This is a genomic window from Muricauda sp. SCSIO 64092, from assembly GCF_023016285.1.
Lineage (GTDB): Bacteria > Bacteroidota > Bacteroidia > Flavobacteriales > Flavobacteriaceae > Croceivirga.
Genome location: NZ_CP095413.1, coordinates 2947702 through 2960686, shown reverse-complemented (window position 1 = coordinate 2960686; position 12985 = coordinate 2947702). Strand labels below are relative to the sequence as shown.

10 protein-coding genes are annotated in these 12985 nt (G+C 42.9%); 6 read left to right on the top strand and 4 right to left on the bottom strand.

Annotated features, from left to right (window positions below; genetic code table 11):
* The first annotated feature begins 141 nt into the window (after positions 1-141).
* The 5 genes from L0P88_RS12615 to L0P88_RS12595 all read left to right on the top strand — a co-directional run bounded on the left by L0P88_RS12615 (position 142) and on the right by L0P88_RS12595 (position 7891).
* Positions 142-3021: a TonB-dependent receptor gene (locus tag L0P88_RS12615; protein ID WP_247130283.1), complete on the top strand. Its 2880-nt coding sequence runs from the start codon at positions 142-144 to the stop codon at positions 3019-3021.
* Positions 3022-3030: 9 nt separating this feature from the next.
* A complete protein-coding gene (locus L0P88_RS12610; RefSeq protein ID WP_247130282.1) occupies positions 3031-5916 on the top strand; it encodes a beta strand repeat-containing protein in 2886 nt (961 codons plus the stop codon).
* A gap of 155 nt (positions 5917-6071) precedes the next feature.
* Positions 6072-6380 (top strand): T9SS type A sorting domain-containing protein, encoded by a 309-nt coding sequence (locus L0P88_RS12605; protein ID WP_247130281.1) that lies wholly within the window; start codon positions 6072-6074, stop codon positions 6378-6380.
* A 134-nt stretch (positions 6381-6514) separates the two neighbouring features.
* On the top strand, positions 6515-6835 hold the full coding sequence (locus tag L0P88_RS12600; RefSeq protein WP_247130280.1) for a T9SS type A sorting domain-containing protein: 321 nt from the start codon (positions 6515-6517) through the stop codon (positions 6833-6835).
* A 72-nt stretch (positions 6836-6907) separates the two neighbouring features.
* Positions 6908-7891, top strand: a complete 984-nt coding sequence (locus tag L0P88_RS12595) for an acyl transferase (protein ID WP_247130279.1) — start codon at positions 6908-6910, stop codon at positions 7889-7891.
* A 144-nt stretch (positions 7892-8035) separates the two neighbouring features.
* Here the strand turns inward: L0P88_RS12595 and tyrS are convergent, their stop codons facing one another.
* The gene (gene tyrS, locus L0P88_RS12590; protein ID WP_247130278.1) at positions 8036-9331 is read right to left on the bottom strand and encodes a tyrosine--tRNA ligase; all 1296 of its coding nucleotides are present in this window, start codon (positions 9329-9331) and stop codon (positions 8036-8038) included.
* An 86-nt stretch (positions 9332-9417) separates the two neighbouring features.
* Between tyrS and L0P88_RS12585 the strand changes: the two genes are divergently transcribed.
* The gene (locus L0P88_RS12585) at positions 9418-10428 is read left to right on the top strand and encodes an NAD-dependent epimerase/dehydratase family protein (RefSeq protein ID WP_247134870.1); all 1011 of its coding nucleotides are present in this window, start codon (positions 9418-9420) and stop codon (positions 10426-10428) included.
* Here L0P88_RS12585 and L0P88_RS12580 read toward each other — a convergent pair.
* The 3 genes from L0P88_RS12580 to L0P88_RS12570 are packed head-to-tail and all read right to left on the bottom strand — an operon-like array spanning position 10400 to position 12909.
* On the bottom strand, positions 10400-10837 hold the full coding sequence (locus tag L0P88_RS12580; RefSeq protein WP_247130277.1) for a DUF4296 domain-containing protein: 438 nt from the start codon (positions 10835-10837) through the stop codon (positions 10400-10402). The two genes, L0P88_RS12585 and L0P88_RS12580, sit on opposite strands and share 29 nt — an antisense overlap.
* 7 nt (positions 10838-10844) lie before the next feature.
* The gene (locus L0P88_RS12575; protein WP_247130276.1) at positions 10845-12179 is read right to left on the bottom strand and encodes a dihydroorotase; all 1335 of its coding nucleotides are present in this window, start codon (positions 12177-12179) and stop codon (positions 10845-10847) included.
* Position 12180: 1 nt separating this feature from the next.
* Positions 12181-12909 carry a polyprenol monophosphomannose synthase gene (locus tag L0P88_RS12570; protein WP_247130275.1) on the bottom strand — a complete coding sequence of 243 codons (729 nt, stop codon included), beginning with the start codon at positions 12907-12909 and terminating at the stop codon, positions 12181-12183.
* Positions 12910-12985: the final 76 nt, after the last annotated feature.

Sequence of the window (12985 nt, the reverse complement as noted above, 5' to 3'; positions counted from 1 at the left end):
ATAATACAATAACCCCTTAAAGGCTTAACATTGATTTAAAGTCATAACATTATGGTAATGCTTCTGAAATAAACTATTAACGTACGCGTAACATCGCTTTTACAGCAGCAGACGTTCTTTGCGCCAAACACTTGACGGACAATGAGATTTTATTTGATGATTTTTGCCATGCTTTTTTTAAGTGTGACCAATGCTCAAGAAACTACTGGAAGCATCATCGGAAAACTTACTGATAAAGAGGCAAACAATGACCCACTTCCATTCGCCAACGTACTGATAAAAGGCACAACCACAGGGACCACTTCTGATTTTGACGGACTGTATGAGATTTCTGGCTTGGAACCAGGCACCTATACCGTGTCCTATAGCTTTTTGGGTTATGAAACCATTGAAATTCCCAATGTAGTTGTAGAGGCGGGAAAAGTAACCAATGTTGATGTTCCCATGAGTGCAGGTGGGGAGTTTCAACTGGACGAAGTGGTCGTAACCACCGTTGCACGGAAAGATTCCGAAGTCGCCCTTTTATTGGACCAAAAAAAGGCGGTGACCGTGGTTGAAAGTATAGGTGCGGAACAACTGAGCAGACTCGGTGTTTCGGATGCTTCTGCCGCTACCACCAAAATTTCCGGGGTCTCCAAATCCGAAGGTTCCGGTCAAATCTATGTTAGGGGTTTAGGTGACAGATACCTAACAACCACCTTAAACGGTTTGCCCGTGCCTTCAGATAATATCGACAAAAAGAATATAGATCTTTCCTTGATGCCTTCCAGATTTATCCAGAATGTATCTATAAGCAAAACCTTTGCTCCCAACAATTCTGCAGATCAGGCATCTGGAAACATCAATATAGCCTCTAAGGATGTTACTTCCAGAAGTGATTTTGGTATAAGTTTTGGCGGTGGTATCAATACCAATGCGGAATCTGTTTATGACGATTTTAAGGTCACCGCAGTTAACAGTGATATTAGTCAGGGAATTTTCTCAAGACCATTTCAGAACAGCAACTTGCAGAACGCCTTAACGGGCCAAAGTTGGAATACACAAACCGTTGATGTTCCCTTAAACTATTCTTTTGGCTTTAATGCAGGTGGCTATGTGGACAAAGAGGGGAAATTCCGTGTGTACTTTGCGGGAGGACAATCTGTAGACCACGAATATCGTGAAGGATTGTTCCTTGAATTTGATAGGGGGCAACGCAATGATTCCGTTCCGGACGGCGACAATAGGTTTTGGAGACGCACCGTGAATACCAGTGGTATCCTAACGGCACAGTATAGAATAAATGATGCCAATAGGTTACGCTTTAACACTTTTGCCATTAGCAAGGTATTTGAGGAGACCTATGAGGCCGGTAGAAGTGGAGGGGCCGTAATATTTGAGGAATTGTCTCCAGAGGAACGTGGCTTTCAATTTGTTAGGGATCAAAATATTAAAAACACCTTCCTGTCCATAGCACAGCTTTTGGGAACACACAATATATCTGAAAATAACACCTTGGATTGGGCCATGGGCTATAATAGGTTGGCTGCTGATGAACCCAATCGTATTAGAAACGAGGTGAACATAATGAATGAAGATGAGACCCTAGGTATTCCCCAAGGACAAATACAGTTGGGAAATGTGGGGGCTTTACAACAACGTAAGACCTCACAGGAAATTTTGGACGAAGAATACAATGGACGTATTAGCGACGCCATCACCTTAAAGAAGAATGAGGACGGTGATGCCATTTATAAAATAAGTTTTGGCGGTGATGGAAGGTTCAAACAAAGGGAGTTCAACTCCGTATTCGAAGGTTTTGACGACAGCTCAAGAGGTACTTTGAATCCCACTTCAATAGACAATTTGACCGAAGTATTTACACAACAAAATATTGATGCCGAATTGTTAACGCTCACATCCCAATTTGACAACTATGATGCAGAATTGACCTCCTATGCGGGTTACGTGGATTTTGTAGGTGTTTTTGGTAAGCTTACGGCGGAGGTAGGTCTACGTTTTCAAAGTGATGAGATTGATGTTGAGTTTGACGTCACCAATTTTATAGACCCCGTAACTTTTCAGCCAAGGATAGGATCTTCAAATCAGTCTTATGAGCGATTGTATCCTGCCCTCAATTTGAAATACGATTTAAATGATAAGATGGCACTTAGGCTCGCGGGCAGTTTAAGTCAGACCTTACCGGAATTTAAGGAAATCGCCCCTTTTGAGTATATCTCTGCCATAGGACTAATTGAACGGGGTAATGTCTTTTTAGAGGCATCCACCAGTGCCAATGTGGATTTGAAATTTGAATTTTTCCCAAGTGCAAGTCAACTTTTATCCTTAACAACCTATTACAAAAATATTCAGGACCCCATAAACAAGTCCTTGATTTTTGGGGGCGGATCAAACCGATTTTCTTTTTTCAACACAAGTGATAATGCCAGAGTGCTTGGAGTGGAACTGGAAACCAGATTGGATCTGATCAAGTCAAGGGACTCATTACCCAGTTTAAGGGTATCAGGAAATTTGTCCTACATAGATCACAAACAAGATTTAAGGCAGGATGGCCGAAACGTAAATAATAGTCGACGGACTTTCCGATACAGGGGACTGGATGAAATTGGTTTGGAAGGTGCCTCGGATTGGACTACCAATGTTGCTTTGACCCTAAATACAGGGAACGAATTTCCGTACGAATTTACCATTTCGGGCAATTATGCATCGGACAGGATTTTTGCCTTGGGAGCGCCTAGGGCCCAAAGCCCTCTTGACACGGATGGGGTACGTTTGGAGGACACCAATTTTAACGGTGAGATTATTGAAAATGGTGTTGTCGTGTTGGATTTCATATTCACAAAAGATATCAATGAACATTTAAGTATAGGGGCTTCCGCCAAAAACCTTTTAAATCCGGTTGTCCGTCGTACCCAATTGGTTTCGGACGAACCTGATGTCTCTACCCGTACCAGGGAAGAAGAGGTACTGACCTATACCAGAGGGATAAACGCTAGTTTAAGTATCAACTATAAATTCTAAATTAAATAAATGATGAAAACGTTAATTAAATTTCTTGGTCTAGCTCTTTTCGCTGGAGTTTTGTTTACAGCGTGTAGCGATGATGATGATAACGATCCTGCTCCAGATACCTGCTCAAACCAGGTACAGGATGGAGATGAAGAAGGGGTTGATTGTGGAGGGTCCTGTCCTAATGCTTGCCCCACTACTACTACCCTTTCGGGCACTATTGAAGAAGATACAACATTGGATGCTACGGAACAGTATACTATTGATGGCGAGGTTTTGGTAGCTTCAGGGGTAACCTTGACCATTCCTGCCGGTACGGAAATTGTATCAAATGTTGGTTCCAGCAATTATTTGGCCGTGTTGCAAGGTGGTAGTATCGATATTCAAGGTACATCCTCCGATCCCGTTATCATGCGATCTAATGGTAACGCAGGATCCTGGGGTGGATTGTTACTGTGTGGTAACGCGACCACCACTGCAGGCGAAAATGCAACTGCTGAAGTTGGAGGACTTATTTATGGAGGAACCGACGATACGGATTCTTCCGGTAACATTAACTACCTGATCATTAGGGATGCCGGTGCCGTAATTACCGGTGACTCACAGTTTAATGGTCTTTCACTATACGCCGTAGGTTCTGGAACCACCATTGCTAATGTTGCCATAATAAACGGTACGGATGACGGGATTGAGTTTTTTGGTGGTACCGTTAATGCCACTAACATTTATTTAGAGAATAATTTAGATGACGCTATTGATTGGACAGAGGGCTGGAGCGGAACGCTTAACACCGCCTATGTAACCAATACCGTAGCAGGCTTCTCCACTGCAGTGGAAGCGGATGGGGTAAACAACAATCCTACCATAAACAATTTAACTGCAATATCGTCCCAAGAAGGTTTGGCCATTCAAATGAAAAATGCTTCCGGAGCAACAATCAATGGCTTCTCCGCTACTGGTTTTTCCGACCTATTTGATTTTCCAGGTACTTCCGGTCCTGCCGAATTGCAAATTGATGGGGCAGATGCGGATACTGCTGATGATGCTGTGTACTCTTCATCTCCAACCAATGCAAGTTTGTTTGCGTGGGCTACCGATGCCATTGTTGGAAGTGCGTTACCCGCTAACATTACCGGTGATATAACCCTGGATTCCGCTGTGGAATACACCATTAGTGGTGCTGTGCTTGTAAACAGCGGTGCTACCTTGACCATTCCAGCGGGAACACAAATCGTTTCCGAGTCCGGTACGGCCAATTATCTAGCAGTATTGCAAGGTGGTCAAATCAATATTCAGGGAACCATGGCCAATCCTGTAGAAATGCGTTCCGATGATGGTGGCGATTGGGGTGGTTTATTGGTATGCGGTAATGCTACCACTACAGCTGGTGAAAATGTAACTGCCGAAGTTGGTGGACTGGTTTACGGTGGTAGTAACGACACCGAATCTTCCGGTAGTATTGAGTATTTGATCCTAAGGAACACAGGGGCGCAAATTAATGCGGATTCCCAATTCAACGGTCTGTCCTTGTATGCCGTAGGTTCCGGTACAATGATTGATAATGTTGCCGTAATTGAAGGGGCGGACGATGGTATAGAGTTCTTTGGCGGTACGGTAAACGTAACCAATTTCTACGCCGAGAACATTGAAGATGATGCCATCGACTGGACAGAGGGCTGGAACGGTACTTTGGATGTTGCCTACGTGGTCAATACCATTGAAAACTTCTCTACCGCAGTTGAAGCGGATGGAGTGAACAACAATCCTACGATAAGCAATTTTACGGCAATATCATCCACAGGTGGTTTGGCCATTCAAATGAAGAATGCTTCCGGTGCAACAATCAATGGTTTTACAGCCACTGGTTTTGACGATTTATTTGATTTCCCCGGTACTTCCGGCCCCGCTGAACTACAAATTGATGGCGCGGATGCCGATACTGGAATCAATGCTGCATATGCATCTTCACCAACCAATGCCAGTGCCTTTGCTTGGGCCACAGGTGGTTTAACTTCGGAAGCTTTACCTGCAAACATTACGGCTGATACTACTTTGGATGCCGCTACCGTGTACACCATTAGCGGTCCAGTTTTGGTTAATGGTGGTGCAACCTTAACTATTCCCGCTGGTACTGAAATTGTATCGGCTTCCGGTACCGCTAACTATTTAGCCGTACTGCAAGGGGGTCAAATTGATATTCAGGGAACTATGGCCAATCCTGTAGAAATGCGTTCAGATGACGGAGATGCTTGGGGTGGATTATTGATTTGTGGTAATGCTACAACCACAGCAGGTGAAAATGCCACAGCGGAAGTTGGTGGTTTAGTGTATGGTGGTACCAACGATACTGAATCTTCCGGTAACATTGATTATTTGATCCTAAGGGATACCGGAGCTCAAATCAATGCAGATTCCCAGTTTAATGGCTTAACGCTTTACGCCGTTGGTTCTGGTACCACAATAGATAACGTAGCCTGTATAGGCGGTTCCGATGATGGTATTGAATTCTTTGGTGGAACAGTTAATGTAACCGGTTTTTACGCCGAAGACTTAGAGGATGACTCGGTCGATTGGACTGAAGGTTGGAACGGTACTTTGGCCGATACGTTTGTTAAGCATACCCTTCCTGGTTTCTCAACTGCAATTGAAGCCGATGGTGTCAATGAAAATCCAACGTTAACCAATTTCACAGCTATCTCCACCGTTGGTGGTGTAGGTATCCAAATGAAGAATGCCTCTGGAGCAACTATAACTGGTTTGACCTTAACAGGTTATGCCAACCAATTTGATTTCACAGGTACTTCCGGACCTGCAGAATTACAAGTTGATGGTGCAGATGCCAACGAGGCCGCTGCATATACCAGCTCTACTATTGTGGAAGCGGATTTTGCCTGGATTGGAAACTAAGGTTTTAAAATCCTAAATAGAAAAGCGAAAAGCCCAGCAAATGCTGGGCTTTTTTATGCAGTTTATCGAAAATTGTGGGGATTTTCTTCAACATCCTTTAGGACGGCCCGCCAAAATAACTATATTTGTAACACAGCCCTTGTTACCAATACTTTATGAAGCAGATTTACGTTGTATTTTTCTTCTTCACTAGCTTCTTTGTATGTGCTCAGCAGAACAATGGCAGTGTCGATATCGATGGCTTTAAGTTATATCCAAACCCTACGATCAATGGAAAAGTGTACATTGATACGTACTGGGATGCCCCAAAGGAAATCCACATTTTTGATGTATTGGGAACCTTGGTATTGCAAACCACCATTCTGGGGAAAGAGCTCAACATTTCCACACTTGAGAAAGGGGTGTATATCCTTCGTGTGATAGAAAGGGATAGGACGGCCACTAGAAAATTGGTCATCAAGTAATTAGCCCTTTTTACCCACATCCTGGTTACCGTTCATCGGACACACCTACAAACTTTTGGGTTTCACAACATATTTTACCTTTTCATTCCTGATTATCATACTTTTATAATGCTAACATCCCAAATCAGCAATGCATGAAGAAACTCTACATCATCCTATTTATGGCACCACTATTGACATTTGGACAAGAACTTGTGAGCGTAAACGATACAAAAACGGTTGAAGTAACAGGATTTAAAATGTATCCAAACCCCGCTTATGGCGAGGAAATCTATATTACAACAGCGAATAATGGAACAAAGGAAATTCAAGTATTCGATGTCTTTGGAGAGGTGGTATTAAAGGACAAAATAACGACCAACACTTTAAATATCTCTAGGTTGGTCCCCGGCGTATACGTGCTCCAGGTAACCGAGCAAAAAAGAACAATGACCCGAAAATTGGTGGTAAAATAACTATCCAAGCTAACATTTCCATAGCCCCGATGAGTTACTTATCGGGGCTTTTTGTTTTAGTTTTGCAGTGTGATGTTTCCAAACCAAGACCGCATATTTTCCATAAGGAACGACGACCAATTTATCGAGAATGCACTGCACGTATTTCAATACCAATACCATCAAAATAAGGTATACCACGAGTTTTGTCATCATCTTAAAGTTCACCCAGAAAGGATACGATCCATTGAACAAATTCCCTTTTTGCCCATACAATTCTTTAAATCCAAAAACATTCTAACGGGCAATGGGGAACCCCAAACCATTTTTACCAGTAGCGGGACTTCAGGAATGGTTACCAGTAAACACCTGGTCACCGATTTAAAACTCTACAAAAGAAGTTTTATACGGGCTTTTGAACTTTTTTATGGTCCCATATCCAACTATTGTATCCTAGCCCTTCTCCCCAGTTATCTTGAACGTCAAGGTTCCTCCCTGATTTATATGGTGGATGCCCTGATTAAAAAATCCGGACATTTGGAGAGCGGTTTTTACCTAAATAACCTGGAAGATCTATCCGGAAAACTGCTATCCTTATCAGGAAAAGGGCAAAAGACTTTATTGATAGGGGTAAGTTTCGCCTTATTGGATTTAGCCAAGAAGGTCAGGTCCCCTTTAAGGAATACCATTGTCATGGAAACCGGTGGCATGAAGGGTATACGAAAGGAAATGGTACGAAATGAACTGCACGCTATTTTAAAGCGGGCGTTTGGGGTAAAGGAAATCCATTCTGAGTATGGGATGACCGAGCTTTTATCACAGGGCTATTCAATAGGGGGCGGAATTTTCAATTGCCCACCATGGATGAAAGTCCTGACCAGGGACACCGAGGATCCCCTAAGTGCCCAAATACACGGGAAAACTGGTGGTATCAATGTCATTGATCTGGCGAACATAAATTCCTGTGCATTTATTGCCACCCAGGACTTGGGAAAAACATATAATGATGATTCTTTTGAGGTCTTGGGACGATTTGACCACTCAGAGGTCCGGGGCTGTAATTTAATGGTCATCTAATCACCATTTCAATCACAAAAATGGTTCGTTGGTCGTACCGAACTTGTTTCGGCATCCCATAAAATAAGCAAATCATTGTATTCCGGTGGGCTCTTGAAACAAATTCAAGGTGACCGCCCAATTATTGGATATCCATTATCCAAACTATTTAAACTCCAAGACAAAGTAGTTTTTCCTACCCCTTTGTAGCAGTACAAATTGATTGTTGATCAAATCCTTAGTGGTAATCAAATAATCCTCTTTGATTTTTTCCTTGTTTACTGAAATGGAATTCTGCTTCAACTCCCTTCGTGCTTCACCATTTGAGGCCAAAAAATGTGTTTTTGCCGCCAAGGCAGCTATCATGTCCAGACCTTTTTCAAGCTCATGGATGGAAAGCTGTTTTTGTGGAACTCCATCGAACACGTCCAGAAATGTTTTTGCATCCAGCTGTTTTAAGTCTTCCGAAGTCGATTTTCCAAACAATATGGAACTTGCTTTAGTCGCATTATCCAAATCTTCCCTGGAATGGACCATAACCGTGATTTCCTCCGCCAACTTTTTTTGCAAGGCTCTAAGATGTGGTGTTTCTTTATGTGAACGTACCAGTTCTTCAATATCCTGCTGGTTGAGAAAGGTGAAAATTTTAATGTAACGCTCCGCATCGTCATCAGAGGTGTTCAACCAATACTGATAAAACTTATAGGGTGATGTCCGCTTGGGATCCAACCAAACATTGCCGCTCTCCGTTTTCCCAAATTTGGTGCCATCCGCTTTGGTGATCAAGGGGCAGGTCAGCGCAAAACCTTTGCCCCCTCCAATCCTTCTTATCAGTTCGGTACCCGTTGTAATATTCCCCCATTGATCACTTCCGCCCATCTGCAAAGTACAGTTGTGGTTTTGGTAGAGGTAAAGGAAATCATATCCCTGTACCAATTGATAGGTGAATTCCGTAAAGGACATCCCTTCCTTGGCTTCGGCAGAGAGTCTTTTTTTTACAGAATCCTTTGCCATCATATAATTGACCGTAATGTGCTTTCCAATATCCCGAATGAACCCCAAAAAGGAAAAATCCTTCATCCAGTCATAGTTATTGACCAAAACCGCAGCATTGGGAGCATCACCATCAAAGTCCAAAAACTTGGCCAACTGGTTCTTAATGGCCTCTTGATTATGACGAAGTGTGGCCTCGTCCAGAAGATTTCGCTCCACTGATTTTCCTGAGGGATCACCGATCATTCCGGTTGCCCCACCCACCAAGGCAAATGGTTTATGACCTGCCAATTGAAAATGGCGTAACATCATCACACTCACCAAATGTCCGATATGTAAAGAATCTGCGGTGGGATCTATACCTACATAAGCTGCCTGCATCCCGGATAGTAAGTGCTTTTCCGTACCCGGCATTGCATCGTGTAACATCCCCCTCCATTGTAACTCGGCCACAAAATTCTTTGCCATATCCTAAAATTTATAAAATCCCTGCAAATATAGAATCTTGTTGTGGTACCGCTAAAAATTATGCCCTCAAATAGGTACATTTGAACATGATTTTGGTCACGGGAGGAACAGGATTGGTAGGATCGCACCTACTTTTGGGGCTTTGCAAAAAAGGGGAGAACATAACCGCTACCTATCGCAACCCGGATAAGATCAAGACCGTTGAAAAGATTTTTTCGTATTACAGCGATGATCCAAGTGTATTATTGTCCAATGTCCAATGGGTCAAAGCGGATGTGACTGATTTGTCTTCCCTGGAAGTTGCCTTTAAAGGGGTAAAAAAAGTGTATCATGCCGCCGCCCTGGTTTCATTTGATCCCAGGGATGACAAAAAGCTTCTTAAGACCAATATTGAGGGAACGGCAAATATTGTGAACCTATGCATCGCAAACTTGGTCGAAAAACTCTGTTTTGTAAGTTCCATAGCGGCCTTGGGCAATAGTGTCAATGGGGAAATGGTCACCGAGGAAAATGAATGGACCAACACCAATACCACAATTTACGGGATTTCCAAACATTACGCGGAGATGGAAGTTTGGAAAGCTTCCCAGGAAGGCCTTCAAGTTGTTATCGTAAACCCCGGGATCATTATCGCACCAGGTTTTTGGAAAAGTAGTAGCGGAAGTTTTTTTCGCTATTCCGCCAAAGAGCCCAAGCACTACTTGCCCAGTGGAACTGGATTTGTTTCCGCGAACGACGTTACTTTGGCCATGATCCAACTTATGGATGGCACCATTGCCAATGAACGTTACATTCTTGTTGGCGAAAACTGGACGTACAAATACTTCTTTGATTTGCTGGCAAAGGGGTTGGACAAACCTCCTCCCCAAAAGGCGCTAAAGCTCTGGATGCTTCAGGTTTTTTGGAGGCTGGATTGGATACGAAGCAACCTGTTGGGCAAGCGAAGAAGACTTTCCAAACCGGTAGCTGCCCTTTTTGGGACAACGGAAATCTACGATAACTCCAAACTGAAAAAGGACTTAAATTTTGAATACGAAGACCTGGAAGAAAGCATAAGGACCTGCTGTGCTATTTTTTTGCTGGAGTTTGGGGACTAGCTGAATTCGATGCTTTCCTGATGCTATCCCGAACACGTTTATTTTTACTACGGGCGCTATCATTTTTTTGCTCCCTTATCCTGTTCATTTCCTTAATTTTTTCTTCTATTCTTTGCTGGATGGATTCGTACATCTTCTGGTAGATTTCCGGAACCGATGCGTAATATTGGTCACTATGCACAAATTGCAGGCTATCCACTCCATATTTTTCATAGATATAGGGCATGGTTTCTATTTCATGCCTTTTAAGTATCCTATCATCTGTAGACCGCAACCCGTTGATCAATGCCAGATCATAAAGAATTTCCGTCATTTGTGCTTCGGAAATTAAATCTGAAGGGGGCTCGATCAACTTTTCCTTGCAGGAGAAAAGAATTGGTAAAACAAGAAAAATCAATAAACGCTGCATGTCTCAGTTATCTTTCAAAAGTTAAGCGCATTGCTTTACTTTCATCGGACAGGACCCCATTCCCGTAGGCCAAATGACCGTTTACAAAAGTCCTTTTTATCCGCGTACCAAAGGTAGTTCCTTCAAAGGGTGACCAACCACATTTATAGAGAATATTGGGCTTTTTAACTTCCCAGTCGAAATCCATGTCCACTTCGACCAAATCGGCAAAATATCCCTCCCTAATATATCCCCTTTTTTCAATATCGAATAGAATAGCTGGGTTGTGGCACATTTTCCGGACCAGTTCCTCCAACGAAAGCCTACCTTCCTTATGCTTCTGTAACATGGCGACCAAAGCATGTTGTACCAATGGTCCTCCGGAAGGTGCCTTGGTATATACATTGTCTTTTTCTTCCAAGGTGTGTGGTGCATGGTCCGTAGCAATCACATCAATACGATCATCCAGAAGGGCTTCCCAAAGAGCGGTCCTATCCGTTGCACTTTTTACGGCAGGGTTCCATTTGATCAGTGTTCCTTTGTCCCTGTAGTCTTCATCGGAAAACCAAAGGTGGTGAATACATACCTCCGCCGTGATCTTCTTTTCCTTTAAAGGAATTTTATTGGTGAACAAATCCATTTCCTTTGCGGTGGAAAGATGAAATACGTGCAATCTGGCGCCGGTCTTTTTGGCCAATGCTATTGCTTTGGACGAAGAGAGGTAACAGGCTTCCACACTCCTTATCACAGGGTGAAGCTCCACAGGGATATCATCCCCATACTTTTCTTTATAATGGGCCAGGTTGGCCCGGATGGTCCCCTCATCTTCGCAGTGTGTGGAAATGACCAACTCGGTATTCCTAAAGATATTCTCCAGAACGGCCTCATTATCCACCAACATATTGCCCGTTGAAGATCCCAAAAAAAGCTTTATCCCGGAACAACTGTTTTTATCCAATCTTTTGATCTCCTCCAAATTGTCATTTGTGCCTCCAAACTTAAAGGAGTAATTGGCAAAAGAGGATTTTGAGGCTATGGCAAATTTTGATTCGTGCTCTTCAATCGTTGTGGTCTGTGGAATGGTATTGGGCTGTTCCATAAAAGTGGTAATCCCTCCGGCAACTGCCGCCCTACTCTCCGTATAAATGGTTCCTTTGTGGGTCAGGCCGGGTTCCCTAAAATGAACTTGGTCATCTATAACTCCAGGAAGTAATAGATTGCCGTTAAAATCCACAATGTTGGCATTGGCATCTGAAATATTGGCATCGATACGTACGATCCGCCCATTTTCAATTAAAACATCCGTTTCAAATTGCCTTCCCTCATTAACGGCCCTTGCATTTTTTATTAAAACCTTTCCCATATTAAAACAATCCCTTTTGAAAAATACTTCTGACTTTCATGACTATAACCCCAAACACCGCTTCCCATACAATTTTGGAACTCATTTTGGACTGTCCATTGATTCGATCTGTGAAGATAATGGACACTTCTTCAATTTTAAACTTTTTGAGATAGGCCCTGAATTTCATTTCTATTTGAAAGGCATAGCCTATAAAACGCACCGAATCCAAATCAATGGATTCCAATACCTTACGCCGGTAACAAACAAATCCGGCAGTGGGATCGTTTATACGCATACCGGTAATCAGTTTCACATAAAAAGAAGCCCCATAGGACAGTAGTATCCTACCTAAGGGCCAGTTAACAACGTTGATTCCCTTTTTATACCGCGAACCTACGGCCATGTCGGCCCCATTCAAACATGCCCTATGAAGGCGTAGCAAATCGCTTGGTTTATGGGAGAAATCCGCATCCATCTCAAAAATATATTCATAGTCCCGGGCAAGTGCCCATTTAAATCCATGGATATAAGCGGTGCCCAATCCTGATTTTTCGGTCCGAACCTCTAAAAAAAGATTGTCCGAAAATTGCTCCTGTAGTTGTCGTACATTCGCTGCCGTACCATCCGGGGAGTTGTCATCCACGATCAGCACATGAAAATCCTTCTTAAGGTCAAAAACCGTTTTGATGATTGCCTCTACATTCTCAATCTCATTAAAAGTAGGTATAATGACCAATCCGTCTGCCACAAAACACTGTTTAGGACGTAAAAATAGTGTTTTACTCCCTTTTGTTATACACTAAAAATGGATAGGGCATAATTCA

What these genes read in the sequence shown, in the direction of transcription:
- L0P88_RS12585 (WP_247134870.1), top strand. Translation starts at nt 9,418, where the DNA reads ATGATTTTGGTCACGGGAGGAACAGGATTGGTAGGATCGCACCTACTT.
- L0P88_RS12580 (WP_247130277.1), bottom strand. Translation starts at nt 10,837, where the DNA reads ATGCAGCGTTTATTGATTTTTCTTGTTTTACCAATTCTTTTCTCCTGC.
- L0P88_RS12575 (WP_247130276.1), bottom strand. Translation starts at nt 12,179, where the DNA reads ATGGGAAAGGTTTTAATAAAAAATGCAAGGGCCGTTAATGAGGGAAGG.
- L0P88_RS12610 (WP_247130282.1), top strand. Translation starts at nt 3,031, where the DNA reads ATGATGAAAACGTTAATTAAATTTCTTGGTCTAGCTCTTTTCGCTGGA.
- L0P88_RS12600 (WP_247130280.1), top strand. Translation starts at nt 6,515, where the DNA reads ATGAAGAAACTCTACATCATCCTATTTATGGCACCACTATTGACATTT.
- tyrS (WP_247130278.1), bottom strand. Translation starts at nt 9,331, where the DNA reads ATGGCAAAGAATTTTGTGGCCGAGTTACAATGGAGGGGGATGTTACAC.
- L0P88_RS12605 (WP_247130281.1), top strand. Translation starts at nt 6,072, where the DNA reads ATGAAGCAGATTTACGTTGTATTTTTCTTCTTCACTAGCTTCTTTGTA.
- L0P88_RS12595 (WP_247130279.1), top strand. Translation starts at nt 6,908, where the DNA reads ATGTTTCCAAACCAAGACCGCATATTTTCCATAAGGAACGACGACCAA.
- L0P88_RS12615 (WP_247130283.1), top strand. Translation starts at nt 142, where the DNA reads ATGAGATTTTATTTGATGATTTTTGCCATGCTTTTTTTAAGTGTGACC.